This is a genomic window from Acidovorax sp. FW305-C-20-28 (assembly GCF_058783375.1).
In genome coordinates, this window is the sequence record NZ_JBYSYM010000016.1 from 16696 (window position 1) to 41515 (window position 24820).

Here is a 24820-nt window from a genome sequence, read left to right on the forward strand (position 1 = left end):
TCACTGAGGCCACCAATCCATGCGCCTGGGCATCCGCCTGCTGTTCGCCTTCTTCCTGATCAACGGCATCGCCGCGTTCTTCGTGCTGCGCGTGTTCACGGCCGAGATCAAGCCCAGCGTGCGCGAGGTGATGGAAGACATGATGGTGGACACGGCCAACATCCTGGCCGAGCTGGCCAGCGACGACCTGGTGGCCGGGCGGCTGGAGAGCGGTGCCGCGGAGAGTGCCTTTGCCCGGCATGTGCGCATCTACGCCACGCGGCCCATCGATGCGGCGATCTGGGGCTTTTCCAAGCAGTCGCTGGACTACCGCATCTACGTGACGGACGCCAGGGGCCGGGTGCTGTTCGACTCGGAGAACCGCGCCGTGGGCGCCGACTACTCGCAGTGGCGCGACGTGGCGCGCACCCTGCGCGGCGAGTACGGCGCACGCTCCACCCGCGACATCCCGGACGACGATGCCAGCGGCGTGATGCACGTGGCCGCGCCCATCTATGCGCCTGGTGGAAGCGCCACCGCCGAGCGCCAGATCGTCGGCGTGCTCACCGTGGCCAAGCCCACGCGCACGGTGCAGCGCTTCATCGACCGGGCCGAGAACAAGGTGCTGGCCAGCGGCGTGCTGCTGCTGGCCCTGTCGGCCGCCGTGGGCGTGGCCGTGACGCTGTGGATGGTGTGGAACGTGCGCCGCCTGCGCGACTACGCACTCAGCGTGCAAGGTCCGGCGGCCGGCGACCGTGACAGCCCGCCAGCAACGGCCCTGGCCGTGCCCGAAGTGCCCGGCGAACTCGGTGACCTGGCGCGCGCCATGGACCGCATGCGCGCGCGGCTGGAGGGGCGCGACTACATCGAGGGCTATGTGCGCGCCCTCACGCACGAGCTCAAGAGCCCCGTGGCCGCCATCCGCGGCGCGGGCGAGTTGCTGCAGGACGAGTTGCCCGCCGCCGACCGCGCCGAGTTCGCCACCCAGGTGGTGCAGCAAAGCGAGCGCCTGCAGCGCATCATCGACCGCCTGCTGGAACTGAGCAAGCTGGAGCAGCGCCACCATGCCGACGCCCGGGCGCCCGTGGCGCTGCAGGACTGCGCAGACGCGGCCGTGGCCCAGAGCCGGGCGCGCGCGGGTCAGCGCGGCATCACCCTGGCGGTCACCGGCAGTGGCGCCAGCGGGCCGTGGGAGCCTGAACTCGTGACCCTGGCGTTGACCAACCTGCTGGACAACGCCATCGACTTCGCCCCCGGTGGCAGCACTGTGCGCGTGGAGCTGGCAGGCACCCGCCTGGCCGTGCAGGACAGCGGCCCCGGCGTGCCCGACTACGCCCTGCCGCGGCTGGGCGAGCGTTTCTTCACCACGGCACGGCCCGGCGGCGAGCGCAGCGGCTCGGGCCTGGGCCTGGCCATCGTGCGGCGCGTGATGGCGCTGCACGGCGGGCAGATGGCGGTGCGCAACACAGCGCCGGGGCTGCGGGTAGAGCTGGAGTTTCGGGGCGCCTAATCCGCAGCCGACTGAATGCGAGGCTGGGCGTTCAGGAAGTGGACGAGGTCGCCCACCGTGGTGACCTTGCCGTAGAAGGGATTGACCTGAGTGCATGAGAGGTTGCGGCCGGCGCGCAGGGCCATCCCCACCAATACGTCTTCCAAGTCCTCGCAGTCCAAGTGCAGGTCGTCCTCCAGGTGATCTGTAGCTCGCAACGGCAGCTCCCACTTTGCGGAGTAGTAGTGCTGAAGCTCCTCATAAACTGATCGAACGATCCAGGTATCAACCTGGCGACAGTCGATGGCGCGGGCGAAATGGCAGATGGACTCTCCCGCACGCGCCTGCACCCATTGCTCCAGGCGCTTGTCCTGCTTACGCCCCTCGATGGCAACAAAGGCCCAAAGCGCAATGGCTATCGAACACACGGTGACGGGATGGGTCCACAAGGCGAACAGCAGTGAACACAGCAATGCCAATACAGTCACGGCCCAGAAGATGCGCCCACGCCAAGTCATGGCAGGACGCTGGGCCTTGGGCATGAATCGGGAAGCTCTTCGCATGATGGCCCACCTGCAATGGCTGAAGACGACCCATTCTGCCATCGCCCCACTTCACACTGCCCTCACAAACTTCATTCCGCCCTCACACCCGCCGCCAACACTGCCTCCACATTCATCACACCGTGGAGGACTCTTTGAAACACCCCTTGTTCATCAAACTCGTGGGGCTGGCGGCCATCGTGCTGTTGCTCATGGTCGGGCTCGGCCTGATCGAGGACGTGGTGCGCGACCGGCAGCGCTACCGCAGCATGACGGCGCAGAGCGTGGCCGACAGCCTGGCCGGGCCGCAGACGCTGATGGGGCCCATGATCCACAGCGCCTGCGTGGAGAGCTGGGACGTGGAGACCGGCAAGGGCGAAGAGCGCCGCACCGTGGAGCAACGCCGCGAGTTCCTGCTCACGGCCATGCCCGAGCAGCTCAAGCTGCGTACCGGCGCTGCGATGGAAGAGCGTGCCCGCGGCCTGCACAAGGTCAACACCTACAACCTCAAGTCGCATGTCACCGCGCAATGGGGCGCCCTCAACAGCCTGCAGCCGCAAAGCACCGTGAAGGGCTCGCGCATGCACTGCGGCGCGCCCATCCTGATGGTGGCCGTGGGCGATGCGCGCGGCATCCGCATGGCGCAGGTCACGCTGGGCGAGCAGGCGCTGCCGCTCAAGCCCGGCACCTTCCACCCGACCTACACGCGCGGCCTGCACGCCGGCCTGCCCGAGTCGGTGCGTGGCCGTGCCGAGGGCCTGACGGCCACGCTGGACCTGGAGCTCGTGGGCACGGAACGCCTGTCCATCGTGCCGCTGGGCGGCAACACCGAAGTGCAGATGACCAGCGGCTGGCCGCACCCTTCGTTTTCGGGGCGGTTTCTTCCCTCCGAGCGCGAAGTGACCAAGGACGGGTTCAGCGCGCAATGGCGCCTGTCCTCGCTGGCCACCACGGCACAGCAGGACGTTGCCAACAGCAAGCGCATCTGCGTGGGCGGCCAGGACGCCCCGAACGAGTATGCCGTGCCGAGCGGGGGCACGGCCAGCGACTGCGCCGACAGCTTCAGCGTGGCCTTCATCGACCCGGTGAACCCCTATACGCTGGCTGACCGCGCCACCAAGTACGGTGTGCTGTTCATCGCGCTCACCTTCGTGGCCGTGGGCCTGTTCGAGCTGATGAAGAAGCTGCGCGTGCACCCGGTGCAGTACCTGCTGGTGGGCAGCGCGCTGTGCAGCTTCTTCCTGCTGCTGGTGAGCCTGTCGGAGCATGTGGCCTTCGGCTTGGCCTACGGCATCGCGGCCACGGCCTGCGTGCTGCTGCTGGCCTACTATGCCAGCCACATGCTGGGCAGCCTGGCGCGCGGCATTCCGCTGGGGGCCGGCATTGCGCTGCTCTACGGCCTGCTCTACGTGCTGCTGCAGCTGGAGCAGACCGCGCTGGTGGTGGGCTCGATCGCGCTGTTCCTCGTGCTGGCGGCCGTGATGGTGGCGACCCGCAAGGTGAACTGGTACGGGCTCAATGCCTCGGCGGGCGGGCCCCGCCCGCCGGCTCCGCGCCGCGAACCGCCCTCGGTTCCGCCGGCCGCCTCCGGCCTGGTCAGCCCCCAGCAGCCCGGAAGCCCGGCATGACGCACGCAGCCTCCCCCACCGTGGCCTGGGCCCGGCACCTCGCTGCCCCCGCCAGCCACCCCGTGCCGGCCTTGTCGGAGGCCGAGACCCAGCGCGTGCAGCGCTACCGCGACCAGTTGCTGGCCGCCCTCACGGCCCATGACCGGGCCGCGCTGCACACGGCCAAGCAGGCGGTGCTGCGCGCAGCCTACGGCCCGCCCGCCGATGCAGGCCCTCCGGCATCGACCGCGCTGCGCGCGGCCCTGCGCGACCTGTCGTGGCACATGGCCATCCTGCTGCTGCCGCGCCGCCCCACCGCAGCCCTGCACCACTGAGCAGAGTGGACTCTCAGGCGGGCACGGCCTGGGGCGTGGAGCAGCCTGCGCCACCACAGCCCTGCACCAGCCCATCGGGCAGCGCTTCGGGCAGGTGCACGGCACCCGTGGCCGCGTCGAAACCCACGCGCCGCAGGTGCAGGGCCAACGCGGCATCCATGGTCTGGGCATGCTGGGGGAACCACAGCGCCAGTTCGCCCGCCATCATGCGCAGCACCTGCAGGTCTCCGTGGGCAGCGCGCGCCGCGCCTTCGCGCATGACCTGCAGCACCACCTTGTGCTGCATGCTGTGGCAGTTGCCCGAGGCGAAGCGCGTGGCCACCATCCACCGGTCTTCCATGCCGAAATGCTGTTCGGTGTGGGCGATCAGCTCCTGCCACCGGGCGAGCAGCTGCGCATCTTCTGCGCGCTCCACCCCGGCCAGCAGCGCCACGAACTCCTCATGGGTTTCGTCCAGTTGCGGCAGATCCAGTACCAGTGCCTCGGACCATTCCAGTGCTGCCATTGCGTGCTCCCTGCGTAACGTTGGACGGCCAGCTTAGGGGCGCCGGCACCAATCCGTCTTGACGCAGGTCAGACCCTGTTCTCCCCAATGACGAAGCCCCGCACGGGGCGGGGCTTGGCAGCGGTGGGCGCAAGCCCGGGATCAGCTCTGGCCGTACATGCGCTTGGCGTCGTCCACGCACTTGGACTTGGCGTCACCGCTCATGGCGTCGCAGCGCTCCTTGGCGGCCTTGTAGTTGGCCTCGTTCTTCTCGGCAGAAGCGTCCTTGCGGGCTTCGGCCACCTGGGCGCCCTTTTCGGCAGCGCTGTCGGCAGGCTTGGCCGCAGCCTTGGCCACCTTGGCGTTTTCCTTGGCCGTGGTGTGGGCGGCCTTGGCGTCCTTCACGCAGACGTCCTTGGCATTGCCGGTCAGGTCATCGCACTTTTCCTTGGCGATGGCGTAGTCGGCGTCGGCACGGGCCATGCGGGCCTTGTTCGTGGCCTTGTCGGAGGGCTTGTACTGGGCTTCGAGTTCGGCCTTGGCGACGTCTTCAGCGCCCTTGGCTTCCTTCATGCAGATGTCCTTGGCGTTGGCCTTCAGGGCATCGCAGGTGGTCTTGGCGGCCTTGTAGTCGGCCGAGATCTTTTCCTTGGCGGCCTTGTGTTCGGCGTCGGTCATGGCCATGGCCGAAGTGGCCATCAGGCCGGCGACGACGGAGGCGATCAGGGTACGGGCGATTTGCATGGTTTTCTCCTCAGGGTCTCAGGGGGATGTTGGTGTGATGGGGTGAGGCGCTGGCTCCGGGTGCCCGCCCTCTGCAGGGCAGGCCCCTGGAGGGTTGGCAGCAGGTACCCGCAGCCTCTGTCAGTCGTTGAAGCGGAAGTCGGGGTTGCGGCTTTGCCAGTCCGTGAGCTGCTTTTCGGCCGCGTCGCGGGCCAGGCCCTGGCGCTCCTGCAGCTTGCCCAGGAACTGTTCGCGCTTGCCGTCGATGACGTCCAGGTCGTCGTTGGTGAGCTTGCCCCACTGTTCGGTGATCTTGCCTTTGAACTGCTTCCAGTTGCCCTTGATGGTGTCTTCGTTCATGGTGTGCATCCTCGAAAAATGTCGCTTCAGCCATCCACTCGGAGTGCGTGGAACACTTGCGTGATGCGATGGAAAGACTGTAAGAACGGGGCCGTTCGCAGCGCGTAGTCCGCACCGTGGAACCCGCGTCGGCGCATGCCTACGGGTCTGCCGGACAAGCCCCCGCTACGGCGTTCGGAGCGGTTCCAGTCGCCGAAAAAGCGGGTGTTGCGGCAATGCATCGCCCAAAACGCCGCCCGCCCTCTGTGGCGGCGGATGCGCGTTTCTTTTGGTAACGCTTACTAGCATGTAGGGAATGCTGGTTTTGTAGGAGCTTGCCTACACTTCTCAACAAATCTTCACAAAAGTCGCTATGACACACGCCCACGAAGCTTCCGATGCGGCGCTGGCAACTGCCTTGCCCGCACGCGCGCCCTCCTCTGTGCCGCCGACCGATGCAGCGCCCGCCGCGTCGGGTTCCGTGGGTTCTCCCTGGCTCAAGCTCTCGGCCGCCGCGGCCGCCAGTGCGGCCCTCGCGGCCTGCGGTGGCGGCGATGCCGAGGCCGAAGCGCCCCCGGCTTTGCGCCAGGCCGACAACGCCCCCCACGTGCCACTGCTGGGCGACATGGGCGGCTCGGGCTCCTTCCGCTCGGACCAGGCGGCCAGCCGCACCCCCACGCCCGATGAGCTGATGGACTGGGCGGAGATGGTGTTTCCGCAGTACTTCGACTCGCACCAGAACACCATCACCAGCGGCGCACTCGTGTACCGCTACTACGGCGGCACGCGCAACTACCTGGGGGTGTACCAAGGCAATGTCGTGGTGCTGGGCCCGCCCACCAACAACGCCGTGGTCAACGTCGGCGCGCTGGCCAGCTTTGGCGACGCGGTCTTCTCCAGTGGCCGGCCGCTCAACGACCCGGAGGCCGCGCGCTTCCTGTTGCAGGCAGGCTTTGCCGCCACCACGCAGGACATCGCCACGGTGCGTTCCATCGGCTTCGAAGCCTGGCTGAACTCGCAGTTCAACGCCCCCATCGGCATCGCCGGCTGGGAATGGCTCAACCAGCGCGGCTACGCCACGGTGGACAACTCCACGGCCTACTACGACAACACCTACCCCGGCGACTGCATGATCTGGTCGCAGCTCATGACCTCGCCCGACAGCCTGCGCAAGCGGGTGGCACTGGCGCTGTCGGAGATCTTCGTGGTCTCGCTCTCGGGCCTGGATTTCAACTGGCGCAGCCATGGCATCGCGCACTACTGGGACACGCTGGTCACCCACGCCTTCGGCAACTTCCGCAACCTGCTCCAGGACGTGTCGCTGAACCCGGCCATGGGCTACTACCTCAACACGCGTGGCAACCAGAAGGAAAACGCCGCCACGGGCCGCCAGCCCGACGAGAACTATGCGCGCGAGGTCATGCAGCTGATGTCCATTGGGCTGGTCATGCTCAACATCGATGGCACGGTGCGCCGCGATGGCGCGGGCCAACCCATCGAAAGCTACAGCCAGTCCGACGTGACCAACCTGGCGCGGGTGTTCACAGGCTACGACTACAACCAGTCACTGAACCAGCAGGGCACCGTGCCCGGCACCACACGCACGGTGCCCAACACGGCGTTCACGCGGCTGCCCATGTCGCTCAACGCCTCGCTGCACTCCACCCTGGCGGTGAGCTTCCTGGGGACCAACATCGCGGCCAACACGCCCGGTGCCGCGGCCCTGGCGACGGCCATGGACACGCTGTTCTACCATGGCAACGTGGCGCCCTTCATCTGCAAGCAGCTGATCCAGCGCCTGGTCACCAGCAACCCCTCGCCGGACTATGTGGCACGCGTGGCCACGGTGTTCAACAACAACGGAGCCAGCGTGCGCGGCGACATGAAGGCAGTGGTGCGCGCCATCCTGCTCGACGACGAGGCACGCTCCTCGGCCGGGCTGGCGGCCCCCGGCTTCGGCAAGTTGCGCGAGCCCATGCTGCGCCTGGTGCAGTGGGCGCGCACCTTCAATGTCAACTCCGCCTTCGGCAGCTGGAAGATCGGCGATACCAGTTCGGCGGCCTCGCGCCTGGGCCAGAGCCCCTTGCGCTCGCCCTCGGTGTTCAACTTCTTCCGGCCAGGCTACGTGCCGCCCTCCACCGCCCTGGCCCAGAGCGGCGCCGTGGCGCCCGAATTCCAGCTGGTCAACGAAAGCAGCGTGGGCGGCTACCTGAACTACATCCAGGGCGTGATCCGCAACGGCATCTATGTGAATGCGCCCGACGTCCCCTTCAACAGCAGCAACGGCACCAACGGCTACGACATCAAGTCGACCTACGCCAGCGAGATGGCCATCGTCACCGACGCCGATGCCCTGGTCGCGCGCATCAACCTGCTGATGTGTGCGGGCCAGATGTCGGCGGCCACCGTGAAGCTGATCTCCGATGCCCTCAAGGCCACGCCCGTCACCGCAGCCAGTACCGAGGCCGTCAAGCTCAACCGCATTGCATCGGCCATCTTCCTCACCATGGCATCTGCCGAGTACCTGATCCAGAAATAAGACAAGGACGCGCAGCCATGCACCTGCTCCAACCCGAACTCCACACCCGCCGCGCCTTCCTGCGCCGCAGCGGACAACTGGGCCTGGCCGGCACCGCCCTGCCCTTCGCGCTGAACCTGGCCGCCATGGGCGAGGCCGCGGCCTTCACGGCCACCGACTACAAGGCCCTGGTCTGCGTGTTCCTCTACGGTGGCAACGACTATGCCAACACCGTGGTCACCTACGACGACCCGAGCTACCTCAAGTACAGCGCCATCCGCGGCGGCAGCGGCCTGGCCGGCGGCGGCATCGCCATTCCCAAGGCCAGCCTGGCCGGTACGGTGCTCACGCCTACGGCCGCATTGCCCGGTGGCCGGCAGTACGCGCTGCATCCGTCCATGCCGGGCCTTACCGGCCTGTTCAACAACGGCAAGGCCGCCGTGCAGCTCAATGTCGGCCCCCTCGTGGTGCCGCTGACCAAGGCCCAGTACAACGGCTCCAACCGCAGCCTGTACCCGCTGCCGCCCAAGCTGTTCTCGCACAACGACCAGCAGTCGGTATGGCAGTCGTCTTCGCCCGAAGGCTCGACCATCGGCTGGGGCGGCAACATCGGCGACCTGGCCCTGTCGTCCAACGCCAATTCGCTGTTCACCTGCATTTCGGTGACAGGCAATGCGGTCTTCCTCTCGGGCGACTCGGCGCTGCAGTACCAGGTCAGCACGGGCGGCGCGATCCCGATCAATGGCGTCAAAAGCAGCGTCTACGGCTCCACCGCCGTTCGCACGGCCTTGACCAGCCTGATTCAGCAGACCAGCGGCCAGACCCTGGAGAACGAGTACAACAAGGTCACCACGCGCGCTGTGACCTCCGAATCGCTGATCACCACCGGCATCGCTGGCGTGAACCTGGCCACGGCCTTCCCAACCAACAACTCGCTGGCCGACCAGCTCAAGATGGTGGCGCGCCTGATCGGCGCGCGGGGCACCCTGGGTACCAAGCGCCAGGTGTTCATGGTCTCGCTGGGCGGCTTCGATCTGCACGACAACCTGATCGCACAGCAACCCGTGCTGATGCAGCGCCTGAGCGAGGCCATGACCGCGTTCTACAACGCCACCGTGGAGCTGGGCATCGCCGACAAGGTGACGGCCTTCACCGCCTCCGACTTCGGCCGCACGCTCAACTCCAACGGCGATGGCTCGGACCACGGCTGGGGCAGCCACCACCTGATGGTGGGCGGCGCCGTCAAGGGCAAGGCCTTCTACGGCTCGGCCCCACCGGTCAGCAACACCAACACCGCTGCCGCCGAAGACCAGTGGCACGTGGGCCAGGGCCGCCTGCTGCCCAGCACCTCGGTGGACCAGTACGCAGCCACCTTGGCCAAATGGTTCGGCGTGAGCAGCACCGAGCTGGCCGGTGTGCTGCCCAACCTGAGCCACTTCGGCGGTGCCGAGTACCCCGTGGACCTGGGCTTCATGGCCCCCTGACCTGCCACGCGGTTGCACCGCCGCGCACGCCGCAAGGCCTGCGCGGCGTGTCTTTCTGTGCGCCCCAGCAGACTGCCCATAATGCGGCCATGAGCAGCATTCCCAACACACCCATCCGCCCCCGTGTCGTCATCATCGGTTGCGGATTCGGCGGGCTGGAGGCGGCCCGCGCACTGCGCGGCAGCGCCATCGATGTCACGGTGGTCGACAAGACCAACCACCACCTGTTCCAGCCCCTGCTCTACCAGGTGGCCACGGCCGGCCTCTCCGCCCCGGCGATTGCCGCCCCGGTGCGCCATCTGTTCCGCAAGCAACCCAATGTGACCACCTTGCTCGGCGAGGTAGAGCGCATCGACGTGGCCACGCGCCAGGTGCTGCTGCAAGGCGGCGATGCCCTGCCCTACGACCACCTGATCGTCGCGGCGGGCGCCACCCACAGCTACTTCGGCCGCGACGACTGGGCGCCATTCGCCCCCGGCCTGAAGACGCTGGACGACGCGTTCGAGATCCGCCGCCGCATCCTGCTGGCCTTCGAGGCCGCCGAGCGCGAGAACGACCCCGCCCGGCGCGCCGCCTGGCTCAATTTCGTGGTGGTAGGCGGCGGGCCGACGGGGGTCGAGATGGCAGGCACCCTGGCCGAGATCGCGCGCCACACGCTGCCCGGCGAGTTCCGCCACATCGACCCGGCCAGCGCAAAGATCATCCTGCTCGAAGGCGGCATGCGCGTGCTGCAGGCCATGCCCGAGGCTTTGAGCCAGCGCGCCAAGGAGCAATTGGAAAAGTTGGGGGTGGAGGTGCGCGTGAATGCGCGGGTCACCGCCATCGACGCCACCGGCCTCACGGTGGCCGGCCCCGCACCGGGCGGAGACCCTGCCGCCACCAGCTACACCATTCCCAGCCAGTGCATCGTGTGGGGCGCGGGCGTGGCGGCATCGCCGCTGGGGCGGCTGCTGGCCGACGCCACGGGCAGCACCACGGACCGTGCCGGCCGGGTGGTGGTGGAGCCGGACCTCAGCATTCCCGGCCACCCCGAGATCAGCGTGGTGGGCGACCTGGCCGCAGCCAAAAGCCATGTGCCTGGCCAGGAGCCCACGCCCGTGCCCGGTGTTTCCCCCGGCGCCAAGCAGATGGGCCGCGCCGCAGCCGCCAACGTGCTGCGCCGCCTGGCCGGCCAACCCGCCCAGCCCTTCCGCTACCGCGACTACGGCAACCTCGCCACCATAGGCCGCAACGCCGCCGTGGTGGACCTCGCCTCGCCCATGGGCCCCGTGCGCTTCTCAGGCTACTTCGCCTGGCTGTTCTGGCTCTTCGCCCACGTCTACTTCCTCATCGGCTTCCGCAACCGCCTGGTCGTGCTCATGGACTGGGGCTGGGCCTACTGGAGCTTTGCGCGCTACGCACGTGTGGTGACCGGCATCGAGGGCGTGAAGAAGCAGCTTCGGGAATAGAAAAGGTCGCAGCGCTCGCAAGCGCGCGGCCCAGACCAGCGCCCCCGTGCAAGGGCCGCCCCGCCGCACTGGGGGCGTCCCCCCTCAGGGGGGAAGGCGCGAAGCGACTCAGGGGGGAGTCAATACCCAGCCCCAATCGCCAACGGCAGGAAGCTATCCACCGGCCCCAGCACGCCCGGTGCCGAACCCACCTGGGAGTAGCTCAACTGGCCATTGCTGATGGACAGGATAGTGCCCGTGTCGCGGTAGAAGCGGTAGTACTGGTTGCCTGCGGTCAGCGAAGGCGCGAACGACGGCTTGAACAGGGTGGGGAAAGAGTCTTCGGCGTAGTTGAACAGCCGGTCTTCGGCGCGCGTGACCACCGCCTTGAAGGGTGCCAGCCCACCGGCCTGGCCCAGGCCGGTGAAGTCCATCACGTAGCTGATGGAGCCGGTGGAGGGATCGACCTTGAACAGCTTGGTGAATGCGGCACCGTACAGGGTGTTGCTGTCGCCCTCGGCCAGGCCGTAGACCGAGGTCGCCAGGCCGAAGTTGCCGACGTTGGCCGACTGCTGGTTGTTGCGCAGGTTGACGATGCCCAGCGAGTCGTTCTCGCCGGCAAAGAACAGGCGGCCGTTGAGGTAGGCCAGGTCGCCTGCCGATTGCGATGGCAGGGTGCCGACGATGGTGGACTGCGCGTTGTCGGGGTTGATCTGGTAGAGGTTCTTGTTGGTGCTGGAGGCACCGAACAGCCGGCCGCTGCCATCGAAGGTCAGCGCGTTGGCACCGTTGATGCCGTGCCTGCCGATCAGCGTGGCCGCGCCCGCCGCATCCAGGCGGTACAGCGAGGTGAAGGTCATGACATACAGCGTGCCTGCCGCATTGGTGGCAATGTCGGTGATGGAGCCATCCACCGAGGGGCGCGATACCAGGGTCAGGGACTTGGCGTCCACGTCGACGAGCATGATCTTGCCGCTGTCCTGCACATAGAGCTTGTCACCGGCCCAGGCGGCGGTGGTGGCAGCGGCGGTGGCGACAAGGGCGATGGTGGCAGCGCAGGCAGAGCGCAGCAGCGATGGCTTGAAGAACATACGGGAAATTACCTCGGCAAGGAACGTGGATCGGAGCCCGTCGAAGGGCCGCAAGCCGGTGCGCCATCCCGCCTCGCACCAACGGGGTCGAGGGACGGGAGAACCGGCGAAGGGCGGCAGCCAGCGCGGGGCTGATTGCAGCGCCAGGAACGTACTGACGATCCATGCGAAGCCGTGCCGGGCAGTGCCTGCGGGGGTTGCCTGGCAAGGGTCTTGTGCGGCCCCGAACAGATCGTCAACACGGCCCGGGCCATTATGGAAGAGCGCCCCTGGCTCCGGCACCCTACCAAGGTAGGGTTTGGGCGCTATACACAAAGTGTTTCATCCCGCAGTGGTGCCGCAAGCACCACGGGCTTCAGCGCACCACGACCTGCTCCAGCCATTCGTCGAGCTCGCGCGCGACCTGGTTCGCGGCTTCGGCCAGTGCGCGCGTGCCGCCAGCTGCATCGGCCGTGGCGGCCGGGCGCTGCACGATGAAGACGCGCTGGCCCACCAGGTTCTCGCCCAGGCTCGTGGGCTCGGCCACGGTGGCGCGCAGGCGCAGCAGCGCGGCGCTGTCGGAGGCACTCGTGAACACCTGGCTGAACTCTTCGAGCTCCATGCGCAGCACGGTGGGCCGCTTGTTCGCCACGCGCGCCTGCACCGCCGCATCGCTCGTATTCAGAATGGCCCGGCGCAGGCCCAGGTGCTCGCGGATGCGCTGCTGCACCAGCGTGGCCGGGGGCTGGCTCCAACGTGCCTGCGCGTAGGGGCGCGGCTGCTGGGCGTCGGCATAGGCCAGGCGGTAGAGCACCGAGGTGCTGCTCTCTGGCATGCCGGTGGCCTCCACATCGGCCAGGGCCAGCGGCGGCAATGGCGCGCGGCGGTCACTGGGCGCCGTGGCCATGGCACCGGGGCCGAAGTCGTACTGCACGGCACGCACCGGCGGTGCAGGCAGGGCCGAGCAGCCGGCCAGCACGGCGGCGGCGCACACCAGGGCAAGGCCCCGAAGGCCCGGACGGTTCGGTGCGGCACGTTGGATATCCAGCATGGCGATGTACTCCTTGAATTCCTCGAACGGCGTCGCCATCAGCGCGCGGCCCCGGGTGCAGCAAAACCCTCTTCGCCCGGACCGGGGGGAACACGGCCCGAGCCATAGATGAAGGACTGCGGGTTGTCGCTCACGCTGTTGGCGGCCCGGCCGATCTGGCGCGCCGTGCGCGACAGTTCATCGGCCGCGCGGGTGACGCGCGGCAGCGTGTTGCTGCCCAGTGCGTCAGCCGCGCGCGTGAGCGCCTGCGTGCCCTGGGTGATCTGGTCGATGGCCCCGCCCTCGGCCGCGAGCCGCTGGTTCGTGGCGTTGATGCCTGCCGCCATGTCCGACACGCTGGTGCCGGCCTTCTGCAGCGACTGCAGGGTCTGGCGCGCGTCCCCGGTCAGCGCGGGCAGCGACGCCAGGGCCGGGTCGATCCGGGTCTGCACCGTGGTGTCCAGCCGCTTGGTGAGCGCGCTGACATTGCCGGCCGCCTGGCCGATGTTGCCGATGGCCTCGGTCAGCAGCTTCTGGTTGTTGTCGCCCAGCAGCTGGTTGATGCGGCGCGTGGCTTCCTCGACCTGGCCCAGGATGGCCGGCGCCTGCTCGGCCAGGCGGCCGAAAGGCGAGGGCTTGAGCGGCAGGCGCGGCAGGCCGCTCGGGCCGGGCGGCAGCTCCGGATAGGGCGAAGCCGCATCGTCAAGCTGCACGTGGGCCAGGCCGGTCACGCCCTGGTAGCCCAGCACGGCGAAGGTGTTGGGGCTGATGGGGGCCTGCTCGTTCACCGCGATGCGGATCAGCACATTGCCATTGACCTGGGGGTCGAAGCCGATGCGCGTGACCTTGCCCACGGCCACGCCCTTGTAGCGCACAGTGGCCTGGGGCTGCAGTCCGCTCACGCCGTCCTTGGTGGACAGCTCGTACTGCTCGTAGTTGGCATTGTCGCGCGTGAGCCAGATCGCCAGGCCCGCCAGCATGGCGGCGACCACGATGACGAAGATGCCGGCTGCGAGTGCGTGGGATTTGTTTTCCATCAGGCGTCCTTGGAAGTCTGCGTTGTCGGGGCCGCGGCCGGCTGCCCGGGCACGCCTGCCAAGGGGGCCATGGCACGCTGGCCGCGTTCCCCCATGAAGAAATGCTCGATGAAGGGGTGCTTGAAGCGCGCCACCTCGGTGGGCGGCCCGGTGACGATGACCTTCTTGTCGGCCAGCACGGCCACCCGGGTGGACAGGGCGAACAGGGTATCGAGGTCGTGCGTGACCATGACCACCGTGAGGCCCAGTGCCGCATGCAGCTCGCGCAGCAGCGCACAGAACTCGTCGGCGCTGTTCGGGTCGAGCCCGGCGGTGGGTTCGTCGAGCAGCAGCAGCGGCGGGTCCATGATGAGTGCGCGCGCCAAGGCCACGCGCTTGACCATGCCGCCCGACAGGTCGGCCGGCATGCGGCTGGCATGCTCGGGCTTGAGGCCCACCATCTGCAGCTTGACCAGCGCCGCGTCGCGCACCAGTTCGTCGGGCAACGTGCCCTGCTCGCGCAGCGCGAAGGCCACGTTGTCGAGCACATTGAAGGCCGAGAACAGCGCGCCATGCTGGAACAGCATGCCCACACGGCTGGCCGCACCCGCGCGCCCCATCTCGGAAGCCGGCCGGCCGAGCACGGTGACCGTGCCGCGCGCGGGCCGGGCCAGGCCCAGGATCTGGCGCAGCAGCACCGTCTTGCCCGTGCCCGAGCCCCCCACCAGCGACAGCATCTCGCCACGCTGCACGGTGAACTCCAGGTCCTGGTGCACGGCGAAGGCCTCGCTTCCCTTGCCGAACACACTCCACAGGCCCTTGACCTCGACCACGGGCGGCGTGCCCGGGGGCACGGCCAGCGCCTGGGGCCGGTTGGCTGGGGACACGGCGGGGGCGGAGACTGTCGAGGCCATGGCGTCAGATCCCGATGCTCTTGAAGGCGATGGCGAACAGCGCGTCCACGATGATGACCATGGTGATGGAGGTGACCACCGAGGCCGTCGTGCCCTCGCCCAGGCTCTGGGTGTTGGGCTTGACGCGCAGGCCCCAGTGGCAGCCGATGAGCGCGATGCAGGCGCCGAAGACCACCGACTTGGTCATGGCCAGGGTGAGGTTGCCCACCTTCACGGCGGCCGGCAGGGCCTGCACGAAGTAGGCGGGCGAGATGTCCATGGCGATGTCGGCCGCGAGCATGCCGCCGGCCAGCGCCGCCAGCGTGGTCCAGACGCTGATCAGCGGCATGGCCAGCGCCAGCGCCAGCGTGCGCGGCATCACCAGCCGAAAGCCGTGCGGGATGCCCATGACGCGCATGGCATCGAGCTCCTCGGTCACGCGCATCACGCCGATCTGCGCGGTGATGGACGAACCCGAGCGCCCCGCCACCAAAATGGCCGCGAGCATGGGCCCGAGTTCGCGGATCAGCGAGATCCCGAGGATGTTGACGATGAAGGACTCGGCACCGAACTGGCGCAACTGCAGCGACATCAGGTAGGCCAGCACCACCCCGATCAGAAAGCCCACCAGCGCCGTGATGGGCAACGCCGTGGCCCCCATGCGGTACAGGTGGCCCGACACATCGCGCCAGGGACCGCGCTGGGGCGCGCGCGCCAGGCGCAGCAGGTCCAGCACCAGCTGGCCCACCATCTGCAGCATGTGGCGTGCATGGTCCACGCCATGCAGCACCAAAAGCCCCAGGTGGTCGACCTCCTGGGCCAGGCTCCAGGGCTCGGGCGGCAGCGGCTCGGCCACGGTGAACTCGGCCACACGCTCCAGGATGTCGCGCTGGATCTCGGTCACCGCCAGGCGCGTTGGCCAGGCACGGCCCCAATGGTTCCACAGCAATTGCGCGCCCACGTGGTCCAGCCATTGCAGCTCGCGCAGGTCCCAGCCCAGCCCGGCAGTGCCAGGCTGCGCCTGCAGCTGGGCGGACAAAGCCCTCCATTGCCTGCGCGTGCCCAGCTCGGCAGCCCCCCAGCGGCCATGCAGCAGCAACCCCGGTCCTTCGGGGGTGTCAGTGCGGGCAATGCGCGGGGCTGGGTCGGTCATGGAACGGGCGGCGCAAGCCACCAGCAAGGGGGTAGGGGAAGCATGGTAGCGGAGCCGATGGCCCGCAGGTAGGACAAGCCCCCGCATGCAAGCACGACACGGGCCCGAATGCTTGCAATTATTATCAAATTGCTTGCAATCGCAACCGCTGCAAGCCATGCGAGCTACAAACTTGCTAGCAAGCCGCGTTTACCCCCTCGACACCGCGGGCACGGTCCGCACAATGGCGCCGACCCCTCCGATCAACCTGCGCCAAGCCCTTGCCACACCGTATTTCCCATGAGCGACACCACGTTTGACCACATCATCATCGGCGGCGGCACAGCGGGTGCCCTGCTGTGCAACCGCCTGAGCGCCGACGGCCGCAAGCGCGTGCTGCTCATCGAGGCGGGCCGCAAAGATGATTACCACTGGATACACATTCCCGTGGGCTACCTGTATTGCATTGGCAACCCGCGCACCGACTGGCTCTACAACACCGAGCCCGATGCAGGCCTGAACGGCCGCACCCTGCGCTACCCGCGCGGCAAGACGCTGGGCGGCTGCAGCAGCATCAACGGCATGATCTACATGCGCGGCCAGGCGCGCGACTACGACCAGTGGGCCGAACTCACCGGCGATACCAGCTGGCGCTGGGACAACGCCCTGCCCTACTTTCGCCGCCATGAGGACCACTGGCGCCTGGACCAGCCCGGTGGCGTGAACGAGAACTTCAAGCGCCTGCATGGCAACAAGTCCACTGGCAGCACCGGTGAGTGGCGCGTGGAAAGGCAGCGCCTGCGCTGGGATGTACTCGATGCCTTTGCCAAAGCTGCGCAGCAGGCCGGCATCCCGGCCACCGACGACTTCAATGGCGGCAGCAACGAGGGCGTGGGCTATTTCGAGGTCAACCAGAAGAGCGGCTGGCGCTGGAACACGGCCAAGGCCTTCCTGCGCCCCACCTGCTATGGCCGGCCCAACTTCGAGATGTGGACCAACGCCCATGCCACCAAGCTGATCGTCGAAACCCAGCCCGACGGCACGCGCCGCTGCACCGGCGTGCAGGTGTGGGATGGGCACGAGATGGTGACCGCCCACGCCACCGGCGAGGTCATCCTGAGCGCGGGCGCGATCAACTCGCCCCAGTTGCTGCAGCTGTCGGGCATCGGCCCTGCCGCATTGCTCCAGCAGCACGGCATCGGCGTGGTGCAGGACCTGCCCGGCGTGGGCGCCAACCTGCAGGACCATCTGCAGATCCGCGCGGTGTTCAAGGTCAACGGGGTGCCCACGCTCAACACCATGGCCAGCTCGCTCTGGGGCAAGGCGAAGATCGGCATGGAATACGCGATGAAGCGCAGCGGCCCGATGAGCATGGCGCCATCCCAGCTCGGCGCCTTCACGCGCAGCGATCCGAACCAGCCCTGGCCCAACATCGAATACCACGTGCAGCCGCTGTCGCTCGACGCCTTCGGCGAGCCCCTGCACAGCTTTCCGGCCTTCACCGCCAGCGTCTGCAACCTCAACCCCACGAGCCGCGGCACGGTGCAGATCAAGAATACGGACTTCAAAGCCGCACCGGCCATCGCGCCCAACTACCTGAGCACCCCCGAAGACCGCCAGGTGGCGGCCGACAGCCTGCGCGTCACGCGCCGCATCGTCGCCCAGCCGGCGCTGGCCGCCTACCAGCCCGAGGAATGGAAGCCCGGCGTGCAATTCGAGAGCGACGAAGACCTGGCGCGCCTGGCCGGGGACATCGCCACCACCATCTTCCACCCCGTGGGCACGACGCGCATGGGCCGTGCCGACGACCCGATGGCCGTGCTCGACCCGCAACTGCGCGTGCGCGGCATCGCCGGGCTGCGCGTGGTGGATGCGGGCGCCATGCCCACCATCACCAGCGGCAACACCAACTCACCCACGCTGATGCTGGCCGAGAAGGCGGCCGAATGGATCCTGGCGGCGCAGAGAGCGTGAGCCGTCAGCGTATGCCGCCCACGTAGCGGGGTACCTCGACGACCGGAGCAGGCACCAGGCGCTGGCGCATCGCCTGGCTGGCGGCATCCAGCAAGGGGCGGCGCTGCGGGGCGGGCGCTGGCTCGTGCACGGCGCGGTCGAGCCGGTCGGCCCATTCCGCCAGCTCGGGCACTCCGTCCTCCAGCGCATGCTGGCGTGCGAAGCGCACGACCTCCATCGCGTATTCGGCGTTGACCGCCATCCACTCGGTGTCGGTCACACGGCCGGTCTTGCGGCGCAGCAGCACGTGCAGGTGCGCTGCGATGGCGAGTTTGTCGCTGTCCTGCATGGTGGCTTGCTCCTCATTGGCCAAGTCGTTCCCGGTGCTGTGCAATATCCAGGCCCGTCTGCTCGCTCTGCTCGTCCACGCGCAGGCCGAGCACCAGGTTGGTGATCCACAGCAGCAGCGCCGTGCCCACCAGGCTGAACAGCATCACGGCGCCCACGCCGATGGCCTGGGTCCACAGACTGCCCGCCACGCCGCCCACACTGCGGCTGGCCAGCACGCCCGTGAGCAGCGAGCCCACGATGCCGCCGATGCCGTGCACACCGAAGACATCGAGCGAGTCATCGGCGCGCAGCAGGCGCTTGAGCCCCGTCGCCCCCCAGTAGCAGGCCAGGCCCGCCACCAGGCCGATGACCACGGCCGAGCGCAGGGTGACGAAGCCGGCGGCCGGCGTGATGGCCACCAGCCCGGCCACCAGGCCCGAGCACAGACCCAGCAGGGACGGGCGTCCGCGCATGACGGCCTCGCCCAGCATCCAGGACAGCGCCCCCGCCGCAGCCGCCACATGGGTGACCGCCATGGCCAGGCCCGCCCGGCCATCGGCCGCTACGGCCGAGCCCGCGTTGAAGCCGAACCAGCCCACCCAGAGCATGCCCGCACCCACCATGGTCAGCGCCAGGCTGTAGGGCTCGAAGGGCTCGCGCCCATAGCCGCTGCGCCGCCCGAGGAACCAGGCGCACACCAGGCCGGCCACGCCCGCGTTCACGTGCACCACCGAGCCCCCGGCAAAGTCGAGCGCGCCCATCTGCGCCAGCCAGCCGCCCGGCTCCCAGACCCAGTGCGCAATGGGGGCATAGATGAACACGGTCCACAGGCTGACGAACAGCAGCATCGCGGAAAAGCGCATGCGCTCGACAAATGCGCCCACCAGCAGCGCCGCCGTGATGATGGCGAAGGTCAGCTGGAACATGGCATAGACCGATTCGGGGATGGCCGGCGCCACATGGCTCACCGCGAGCTTGCCGGCCGCCAGCTGGAAGTCCAGCCCCGTGAAGCCCATGCGCTCGGTGCCGCCCAGCCAGGCACTGCCCGGCGTGAAGGCCCAGGAGTAGCCGACCGCAAACCACAGCAGGCTGACCAGGGCCGCAATGGCCACCACGCTGGCCATGGTGTTGAGCACGTTCTTTCGGCGCACCATGCCGGCATAGAACAGGGCGATGCCCGGCAGCGTCATGAGCAGCACCAGCGCCGTCGAGGTCATCATCCAGGCGGTATCGGCGGCACTGATGCTTTCCTTGGCCACCAGGCCGGGGCGCACCAGGGGAGCGGGGGCAGCGGCAGCGGCCGATGCGGCGGTTTCGGGAGCGGGGGCCTGCGCCCAGGCTGTTGCGCTACACAGCCCGAGGCACAAGGCCACGACCGCGACGAACCCATGGATGACTGCCCGCATCTGGAAGCTCCCTTTTCGCAATTTGTTACAGCGCACAACGCACAAGGCATGCCAAGCAAAAAACCGCATTTGGGGCAGGCAGGGCCGGTCTCTGGCCGGTTTGCTCCCCCAAATGGGGGCGGGAAACCCCCAATGCACCAAGCGGGTGCCGCCGTTACAGTACCGTCACTCGAAAGCGCGCCCCGGTGTGCTGGACGAGGGGCCGAGGAGACATCCCTACAAGCACAACCGAACAAAGCACCCAGCGAGGTGCACCCCCTTTCCAGGCGCTGGCGATCCCAGCGCCTTTTTTATGCCCGCAGCGCAAGCCGTGCCGCTAGCAAAAGAGTAGCTGGCGAGGTGCGACAATCAAGGGATGGAATGGATTTTCATCACCCTCGCGTCGCTGCTCGCCGGTTTTGTCGATGCCATCGTGGGCGGGGGCGGTCTGGTCATGGTGCCGGCCCTGTTCGCAGCATTTCCCAGCGCCGCGCCCGCCACGCTGCTGGGCACCAACAAGGCGGCTGGCGTCTGGGGCACGGCCATGGCCACCTGGCAATACAGCCGCCGCGTGCAGATGCGCTGGAGCGCCCTGCTGCCCGCTGCGGCGGCCGGCTTTGCCGGCTCGTTCGTCGGGGCCTGGGCCGTCACCGTGGTATCGCCCGACTTCCTGCGCCGGTTGCTGCCACTGGTACTGCTGGCCGTGCTGGCCTATACGTTGGCCAAGAAAGACATGGGCCGGCACCATGCCCCCCGCTTCCACGGCAGCGCCGAAACCGTGGCCGCCTGCCTGGTCGGCCTGGCCATCGGCTTCTATGACGGCTTCTTCGGCCCGGGCACGGGCAGTTTCTTCGTCTTCCTGTTCGTGCGCTGGCTGGGCTACGACTTTCTCAACGCCTCGGCCTCGGCCAAGCTGCTCAACACGGCCACCAACGTGGCGGCCATCGCCCTGTTCGCGGCCAAGGGCCATGTCTGGTGGCACTTTGCGGTCACGCTGGCGGTGGCCAATGTGGTGGGCAGCCTGATCGGCACGCACATGGCGCTCAAGCATGGTGCGGGCTTCGTGCGGGGCATCTTCATCGTGGTGGTCGGGGCCCTGATCCTCAAGACCGGTTACGACGCTTTCCTGCGCTGAAGCGACTGAAAAGAAGCACGCACGCGCGTGTACCAGCGCGGCAGCGGGTTGGGGAGCCGCCTCTAAAACCTGTTGTGAATTGGCACACAACCGGCTTCGCGCGCCATTTCGCGGTGGCGCCGGGAAAATTGCCTTCCCTATAATCGTGAACATTTCGTGACGCCAGACCTCGCAATCCGCGATGGCAGGCGCCGCATTCCCCCTCGTCTCCGGCCTGCTTACCCGCATGCCGGATTTTTTGTACCTGAAATACCCCGTACAGGATCCATCCCATGCAATTGTTCAAGGCTGTAGCCACCGCCCTCGCGCTCTGCGCCGCCTTCTCCGCCCAGGCCCGGACCCTGGACGAGGTGAAGAAGGACGGCAAGATCCTCATCGCGACCGAAGGACAGTTCGCACCCTTCAACTTCTTCAACGGCACCACGCTGACCGGCTTCGAAGTCGAGACGGCCGAACTCGTGGCCAAGAAGATGGGCCTCACGATCCAGTGGAAGACCCTGGGCTTCGACGCCCTGCTGACCGGCCTGCGCCAGGACCGCTGGGATCTGGTGATCGCCTCGCACGGCATCACCGAAGAGCGCGCCAAGGCCGTGACCTTCACCGAGCCCCACTACTGCTCGGGCGGCATGATCATCGCGATGGACCCGGCCATCAAGAGCGCCAAGGACCTGGCCGGCAAGGTGGTGGCCGTGCAGACCGGCACCAGCTACCTGGAGAACGTGCAGAAGGTCTCGTCGATCAAGGAGATGAAGAACTTCCCCACCGACGTGGATGCCCGCAGCGCCCTGAACTCGCGCCGCGTGGACGTCTGGGTGACCGACCGCTTCGTGGCCAAGGCCGTGGCCGAGAAGAACCCCGGCGCCGGCTTCAAGCTCGGCGACATGCTGTTCATCGAGCGCATCGCCGCCGCCGTGGCCAAGGGCAACAGCTCGCTGGCCGCCGGCTGGAACAAGGCACTGGCCGAAGTGATGGCCGACGGCAGCTACGCCGCCCTGTCCAAGAAGTACTTCAACGAAGACGTCCGCTGCACGAACTGACCCCAGGTCCTGAACGGGGTTTCCCATGCTCACTGCCCTTTGGCCCGAGCGCTGGTCTCGCCAGCAGCGCAGCAACGCCACGCTCGTCTCGGCCGTCGTCCTGATGGTCCTGGCGCTGGCGCTGCTGGGCAAATTGCTCTCCTTCCTGCCCGATCCCATCGGGCCCAACGCCCAGGCCTTCTCTGACGGCGCACGCACCACGCTGTGGCTCACCCTGGTGAGCGGCAGCCTGGGCCTGGTGCTCGGCACCGGTGCCGCACTGGCGCGCACCTCGCGCTTCGTGGCCGTGCGCTGGGTGGCCAGCTTCTACATCTGGGTCATCCGCGGCACGCCGCTGCTGGTGCAGATCCTGTTCGTCTACTTTGCACTGCCGGTGCTGGTGCCGGGCCTGAACCTGCCCGACTTCGCGGCCGCCGTGCTGGCCCTGGGTCTGAACGTGGGCGCCTACAACGCCGAGGCCATCCGCGCCGGTCTGCTGGCCGTGCCGCGCGGCCAGACCGAGGCCGCCCGAGCGCTGGGCCTGGGCCGCCTGCATGTCTTCGTGGACGTGGTGTTCCCGCAGGCCTTCAAGATCTCGCTGCCGCCGCTCGTGAGCAACTTCGTCGCCCTGCTCAAGGATTCGTCGCTGGCCTATGCCATCGGCGTGGTGGAGCTGACCAACGTGGGCAACCGCATTCAGTCGGCCACCTTCCAACCCATTGCCACCCTGTCCACCGTGGCCATCACCTACCTGCTGCTGACCACCCTGGTGACCCAGATCTCGAATGCCGTGGAGTACCGCTTCGACGTGGAAGGGCGCAACCAATGAGCCGGCCCGCACCGTTCATCGTCGTCAAGCAGGTCTGCAAGTCCTTTGGCAGCCACCAGGTGCTGCGCGATGTCTCCACCGTGTTCAACACGGGTGAAGTCACCGTCATCATCGGCGCCTCGGGCTCGGGCAAGAGCACGCTGCTGCGCGCCATCAACCGCCTGGAGCCGCACGACAGCGGCACCATCACCATCGGCGGTGAGCCGGTGGGCGACGACCAGCACACGCTGCAAAAGCAGCGCAGCGAGGTCGGCATGGTGTTCCAGCAGTTCAACCTGTTCGGCCACATGAGTGTGCTGGACAACGTGACGCTGGCGCCGCGCCGCATCCGCCGCACGCCGCGCGCGCAGGCCAACGAGCAGGCCATGGCCCTGCTGCGCCGCGTGGGCATGCAGGACCACGCGCACAAGTACCCCTGGCAGCTCTCGGGCGGCCAGCAGCAGCGCGTGGCCATCGCGCGCGCCCTGGCCATGCAGCCCAAGGTGATGCTGTTCGACGAGCCCACGTCGGCCCTGGACCCGGAAATGGTGCAGGAAGTGCTGGACGTGATGCGCGAGCTGGCCCGCGGCGGCATGACCATGATCGTCGTGACGCACGAGATGGGCTTCGCGCGCGAGGTGTCCGACCGCGTGATGTTCTTTGACCAGGGGCGCATTGCGCACGATGCGCCACCTGCCGAGTTCTTCAGCAACCCCGCCAACGACCGCATCCGCGCCTTCATCGGCCGCATGGGTGCCTGAGATCCAGGCCCCAGTGAAACAACCACAAGCCCCTACCGGAGTGACCATGAAACTGAACCACACGTTCCTCGCCCTGATGGCCGCCGGCCTGTGCAGCCTGCCACCCGCAGCCTTCGCCCAGACCGCCAAGGATTTCGAAGAGATGCGCAACGAGCTCAAGGCCCTGCGCGCCGAACTCAACGCGCTCAAGGCCCAGCAGGCCCAGGCCCCCGCCGCTGCGCCGGCCGCCTCGGCATCGGCCTGGAATGACCGCATCGAGGCGGTCGAGCTCAAGCAGAAGGATGCCGTGGTACTGGGTGACATCCCCGGCAGCTTCCGCTTGCCCGGCAGCGAGACCTCGATCCGCGTGTACGGCTACGCCGAAGCCAACATGGTCAAGGACTTCAAGGGCACGGCCCCTGGCGACCACTTCACCAACCTGATGGAGCAGCCCCTGGGCGATGCGCGCGGCGGCAAGACCAGCCTGACGGCACAGACCTCGCGCTTTGGCTTCGAGACCTCCACGCCCACGGCCGTCGGCACCTTCAACACCAAGATCGAGGCCGACTTCTACGCCTATTGCGGCAACGAGTGCAACCGCAACCGCCTGCGCCTGCGCCATGCCTATGGCGAGTACGCCGGCTGGCTGATCGGCCAGACCTGGTCGACCTTCATGGACACGGACAACCTGCCCGAGACCGTGGACTTCAACGGCCCGCCCGGCGCCACCTTCCGCCGCCCCGCCCAGGTCCGCTACACCTACAACAACCCGAACCTGGCCAAGTTCCAGTTCGCGCTCGAAGAGCCCACCGATGGCGCCAAGGGCCTGAACTTCGTGGCCCGCGTGGACAAGGCCTTCGACTGGGGCAATGTGAACGCCCGCCTGCTGTCGCACGAACAGCGCATCGAAGGCTTCAGCAAGCGCGGCCTGGGCTTCGGTCTGGGCGCCGGCTACAAGATCACCGGCACCGCCACGCTGATGGCCCAGTACACGCGCCTGGACGGCGACGGCGACGGCGCCTACCTGATCGGCGCGAACTACCCCGTGCTCGACGGCAGCACCGTGCGCCTGGACCGCTCGCACGGCCTCGTGATCGGCCTGAGCAATGTGTTCAGCGAGAAGATGCGCGCCACCGTGTCGCTGGGCGCCGTGCGCTCGCGCCAGCGTCTGGGCGACGACTATGTGAACGCCTACGGCGGCGAAGGCAACCACAAGCTCTACCAATGGCACGCCGGCATGTACTACCTGCCGATCAAGAACGTGGAGCTGGGCAGCGAGCTGATCGGCGGCCGCCGCACCACCTTCGACGGCCAGAAGGGCGACATGCTGCGCCTGAACCTGCAGGCCCGCTACCTGTTCAACTGATCGCAGGCGTTCCGCCCCG

Annotated in this window: 23 protein-coding genes; 12 read left to right on the forward strand and 11 right to left on the reverse strand. The window is 67.9% G+C overall.

The features are described from left to right. The first annotated feature begins 19 nt into the window (after nt 1-19). Nucleotides 20-1489 (forward strand): two-component system sensor histidine kinase CreC, encoded by a 1470-nt coding sequence (creC, locus tag AC3WOH_RS18595; protein WP_492230797.1) that lies wholly within the window; start codon nt 20-22, stop codon nt 1487-1489. Here the strand turns inward: creC and AC3WOH_RS18600 are convergent. Beyond that, the gene (locus AC3WOH_RS18600) at nt 1486-2010 is read right to left on the reverse strand and encodes a hypothetical protein (protein WP_492230798.1); all 525 of its coding nucleotides are present in this window, start codon (nt 2008-2010) and stop codon (nt 1486-1488) included. The genes creC and AC3WOH_RS18600 overlap by 4 nt on opposite strands. Nucleotides 2011-2165: 155 nt before the next feature. Between AC3WOH_RS18600 and creD the strand changes: the two genes are divergently transcribed. Beyond that, nucleotides 2166-3638: a cell envelope integrity protein CreD gene (creD, locus tag AC3WOH_RS18605; protein ID WP_492230799.1), complete on the forward strand. Its 1473-nt coding sequence runs from the start codon at nt 2166-2168 to the stop codon at nt 3636-3638. Beyond that, on the forward strand, nt 3635-3952 hold the full coding sequence (locus AC3WOH_RS18610; protein ID WP_492230800.1) for a hypothetical protein: 318 nt from the start codon (nt 3635-3637) through the stop codon (nt 3950-3952). The genes creD and AC3WOH_RS18610 overlap by 4 nt, the downstream gene beginning before the upstream one ends. 13 nt (nt 3953-3965) lie before the next feature. On the opposite strand, the gene AC3WOH_RS18615 is transcribed toward AC3WOH_RS18610, so the two are convergent. The 3 genes from AC3WOH_RS18615 to AC3WOH_RS18625 form a co-directional block, all read right to left on the reverse strand. Beyond that, nucleotides 3966-4457, reverse strand: coding sequence for a hemerythrin domain-containing protein (locus AC3WOH_RS18615; protein ID WP_492230801.1), 492 nt, complete (start codon nt 4455-4457; stop codon nt 3966-3968). Between the two features lie 141 nt (nt 4458-4598). Next, nucleotides 4599-5180, reverse strand: a complete 582-nt coding sequence (locus AC3WOH_RS18620; RefSeq protein WP_492230802.1) for a hypothetical protein — start codon at nt 5178-5180, stop codon at nt 4599-4601. Between the two features lie 120 nt (nt 5181-5300). Beyond that, nucleotides 5301-5519, reverse strand: coding sequence for a CsbD family protein (locus AC3WOH_RS18625; protein ID WP_492230803.1), 219 nt, complete (start codon nt 5517-5519; stop codon nt 5301-5303). 352 nt (nt 5520-5871) lie between these two features. On the opposite strand from AC3WOH_RS18625, the gene AC3WOH_RS18630 reads away from it, so the two are divergent. From AC3WOH_RS18630 to AC3WOH_RS18640, 3 genes are all read left to right on the forward strand, one after another. Continuing rightward, nucleotides 5872-8037, forward strand: a complete 2166-nt coding sequence (locus AC3WOH_RS18630) for a DUF1800 domain-containing protein (RefSeq protein ID WP_492230804.1) — start codon at nt 5872-5874, stop codon at nt 8035-8037. Nucleotides 8038-8054: 17 nt separating this feature from the next. Beyond that, nucleotides 8055-9500 carry a DUF1501 domain-containing protein gene (locus tag AC3WOH_RS18635; RefSeq protein WP_492230805.1) on the forward strand — a complete coding sequence of 482 codons (1446 nt, stop codon included), beginning with the start codon at nt 8055-8057 and terminating at the stop codon, nt 9498-9500. 89 nt (nt 9501-9589) lie between these two features. Further along, on the forward strand, nt 9590-10948 hold the full coding sequence (locus AC3WOH_RS18640; RefSeq protein ID WP_492230806.1) for an NAD(P)/FAD-dependent oxidoreductase: 1359 nt from the start codon (nt 9590-9592) through the stop codon (nt 10946-10948). 119 nt (nt 10949-11067) lie between these two features. On the opposite strand, the gene AC3WOH_RS18645 is transcribed toward AC3WOH_RS18640, so the two are convergent. The 5 genes from AC3WOH_RS18645 to AC3WOH_RS18665 form a co-directional block, all read right to left on the reverse strand. After that, nucleotides 11068-12018, reverse strand: coding sequence for an NHL repeat-containing protein (locus AC3WOH_RS18645; protein ID WP_492230807.1), 951 nt, complete (start codon nt 12016-12018; stop codon nt 11068-11070). A 355-nt stretch (nt 12019-12373) separates the two neighbouring features. After that, entirely contained in the window at nt 12374-13048 is a 675-nt protein-coding gene (locus AC3WOH_RS18650) for an ABC-type transport auxiliary lipoprotein family protein (protein ID WP_492230808.1), read from the reverse strand. 38 nt (nt 13049-13086) lie between these two features. Continuing rightward, nucleotides 13087-14064, reverse strand: coding sequence for an MlaD family protein (locus tag AC3WOH_RS18655; RefSeq protein WP_492230809.1), 978 nt, complete (start codon nt 14062-14064; stop codon nt 13087-13089). Continuing rightward, entirely contained in the window at nt 14064-14957 is an 894-nt protein-coding gene (locus AC3WOH_RS18660) for an ABC transporter ATP-binding protein (RefSeq protein WP_492230810.1), read from the reverse strand. Before AC3WOH_RS18660 ends, AC3WOH_RS18655 begins: the two co-directional genes overlap by 1 nt. 4 nt (nt 14958-14961) lie before the next feature. Next, nucleotides 14962-16089 carry an MlaE family ABC transporter permease gene (locus tag AC3WOH_RS18665; protein ID WP_492230811.1) on the reverse strand — a complete coding sequence of 376 codons (1128 nt, stop codon included), beginning with the start codon at nt 16087-16089 and terminating at the stop codon, nt 14962-14964. 279 nt (nt 16090-16368) lie between these two features. Here AC3WOH_RS18665 and AC3WOH_RS18670 point away from each other — a divergent pair, with 279 nt between their 5' ends. Next, nucleotides 16369-18042, forward strand: coding sequence for a GMC family oxidoreductase (locus AC3WOH_RS18670; protein ID WP_492230812.1), 1674 nt, complete (start codon nt 16369-16371; stop codon nt 18040-18042). A gap of 4 nt (nt 18043-18046) precedes the next feature. On the opposite strand, the gene AC3WOH_RS18675 is transcribed toward AC3WOH_RS18670, so the two are convergent. After that, nucleotides 18047-18370 carry a hypothetical protein gene (locus tag AC3WOH_RS18675; protein WP_492230813.1) on the reverse strand — a complete coding sequence of 108 codons (324 nt, stop codon included), beginning with the start codon at nt 18368-18370 and terminating at the stop codon, nt 18047-18049. A 13-nt stretch (nt 18371-18383) separates the two neighbouring features. Then, the gene (locus AC3WOH_RS18680; RefSeq protein WP_492230814.1) at nt 18384-19757 is read right to left on the reverse strand and encodes an ammonium transporter; all 1374 of its coding nucleotides are present in this window, start codon (nt 19755-19757) and stop codon (nt 18384-18386) included. 355 nt (nt 19758-20112) lie between these two features. Here AC3WOH_RS18680 and AC3WOH_RS18685 point away from each other — a divergent pair, with 355 nt between their 5' ends. The 5 genes from AC3WOH_RS18685 (at nt 20113) to AC3WOH_RS18705 (ending at nt 24801) form a co-directional block, all read left to right on the forward strand. Then, complete coding sequence (locus AC3WOH_RS18685; RefSeq protein ID WP_492230815.1) at nt 20113-20871, forward strand: sulfite exporter TauE/SafE family protein; 759 nt, start codon at nt 20113-20115, stop codon at nt 20869-20871. Nucleotides 20872-21143: 272 nt separating this feature from the next. Then, a complete protein-coding gene (locus AC3WOH_RS18690) occupies nt 21144-21908 on the forward strand; it encodes an ABC transporter substrate-binding protein (protein WP_184854842.1) in 765 nt (254 codons plus the stop codon). Between the two features lie 25 nt (nt 21909-21933). Further along, entirely contained in the window at nt 21934-22716 is a 783-nt protein-coding gene (locus AC3WOH_RS18695) for an amino acid ABC transporter permease (protein WP_492230816.1), read from the forward strand. Then, the gene (locus tag AC3WOH_RS18700) at nt 22713-23456 is read left to right on the forward strand and encodes an amino acid ABC transporter ATP-binding protein (protein ID WP_492230817.1); all 744 of its coding nucleotides are present in this window, start codon (nt 22713-22715) and stop codon (nt 23454-23456) included. The genes AC3WOH_RS18695 and AC3WOH_RS18700 overlap by 4 nt, the downstream gene beginning before the upstream one ends. Nucleotides 23457-23502: 46 nt before the next feature. Further along, complete coding sequence (locus AC3WOH_RS18705; RefSeq protein ID WP_492230818.1) at nt 23503-24801, forward strand: DcaP family trimeric outer membrane transporter; 1299 nt, start codon at nt 23503-23505, stop codon at nt 24799-24801. The last annotated feature ends 19 nt before the right edge of the window (nt 24802-24820 follow it).

Bases quoted from the DNA above. Each gene is read 5' to 3' on its own strand.
- AC3WOH_RS18685 (WP_492230815.1), top strand. From the start codon at position 20,113: ATGGAATGGATTTTCATCACCCTCGCGTCGCTGCTCGCCGGTTTTGTC.
- AC3WOH_RS18615 (WP_492230801.1), bottom strand. From the start codon at position 4,457: ATGGCAGCACTGGAATGGTCCGAGGCACTGGTACTGGATCTGCCGCAA.
- AC3WOH_RS18630 (WP_492230804.1), top strand. From the start codon at position 5,872: ATGACACACGCCCACGAAGCTTCCGATGCGGCGCTGGCAACTGCCTTG.
- AC3WOH_RS18665 (WP_492230811.1), bottom strand. From the start codon at position 16,089: ATGACCGACCCAGCCCCGCGCATTGCCCGCACTGACACCCCCGAAGGA.
- AC3WOH_RS18695 (WP_492230816.1), top strand. From the start codon at position 21,934: ATGCTCACTGCCCTTTGGCCCGAGCGCTGGTCTCGCCAGCAGCGCAGC.
- AC3WOH_RS18600 (WP_492230798.1), bottom strand. From the start codon at position 2,010: ATGCCCAAGGCCCAGCGTCCTGCCATGACTTGGCGTGGGCGCATCTTC.
- AC3WOH_RS18635 (WP_492230805.1), top strand. From the start codon at position 8,055: ATGCACCTGCTCCAACCCGAACTCCACACCCGCCGCGCCTTCCTGCGC.
- AC3WOH_RS18700 (WP_492230817.1), top strand. From the start codon at position 22,713: ATGAGCCGGCCCGCACCGTTCATCGTCGTCAAGCAGGTCTGCAAGTCC.
- AC3WOH_RS18620 (WP_492230802.1), bottom strand. From the start codon at position 5,180: ATGCAAATCGCCCGTACCCTGATCGCCTCCGTCGTCGCCGGCCTGATG.
- AC3WOH_RS18670 (WP_492230812.1), top strand. From the start codon at position 16,369: ATGAGCGACACCACGTTTGACCACATCATCATCGGCGGCGGCACAGCG.
- AC3WOH_RS18660 (WP_492230810.1), bottom strand. From the start codon at position 14,957: ATGGCCTCGACAGTCTCCGCCCCCGCCGTGTCCCCAGCCAACCGGCCC.
- AC3WOH_RS18705 (WP_492230818.1), top strand. From the start codon at position 23,503: ATGAAACTGAACCACACGTTCCTCGCCCTGATGGCCGCCGGCCTGTGC.
- AC3WOH_RS18640 (WP_492230806.1), top strand. From the start codon at position 9,590: ATGAGCAGCATTCCCAACACACCCATCCGCCCCCGTGTCGTCATCATC.
- AC3WOH_RS18680 (WP_492230814.1), bottom strand. From the start codon at position 19,757: ATGCGGGCAGTCATCCATGGGTTCGTCGCGGTCGTGGCCTTGTGCCTC.
- AC3WOH_RS18650 (WP_492230808.1), bottom strand. From the start codon at position 13,048: ATGCTGGATATCCAACGTGCCGCACCGAACCGTCCGGGCCTTCGGGGC.
- AC3WOH_RS18625 (WP_492230803.1), bottom strand. From the start codon at position 5,519: ATGAACGAAGACACCATCAAGGGCAACTGGAAGCAGTTCAAAGGCAAG.
- AC3WOH_RS18655 (WP_492230809.1), bottom strand. From the start codon at position 14,064: ATGGAAAACAAATCCCACGCACTCGCAGCCGGCATCTTCGTCATCGTG.
- creC (WP_492230797.1), top strand. From the start codon at position 20: ATGCGCCTGGGCATCCGCCTGCTGTTCGCCTTCTTCCTGATCAACGGC.
- AC3WOH_RS18645 (WP_492230807.1), bottom strand. From the start codon at position 12,018: ATGTTCTTCAAGCCATCGCTGCTGCGCTCTGCCTGCGCTGCCACCATC.
- AC3WOH_RS18610 (WP_492230800.1), top strand. From the start codon at position 3,635: ATGACGCACGCAGCCTCCCCCACCGTGGCCTGGGCCCGGCACCTCGCT.
- AC3WOH_RS18690 (WP_184854842.1), top strand. From the start codon at position 21,144: ATGCAATTGTTCAAGGCTGTAGCCACCGCCCTCGCGCTCTGCGCCGCC.
- AC3WOH_RS18675 (WP_492230813.1), bottom strand. From the start codon at position 18,370: ATGCAGGACAGCGACAAACTCGCCATCGCAGCGCACCTGCACGTGCTG.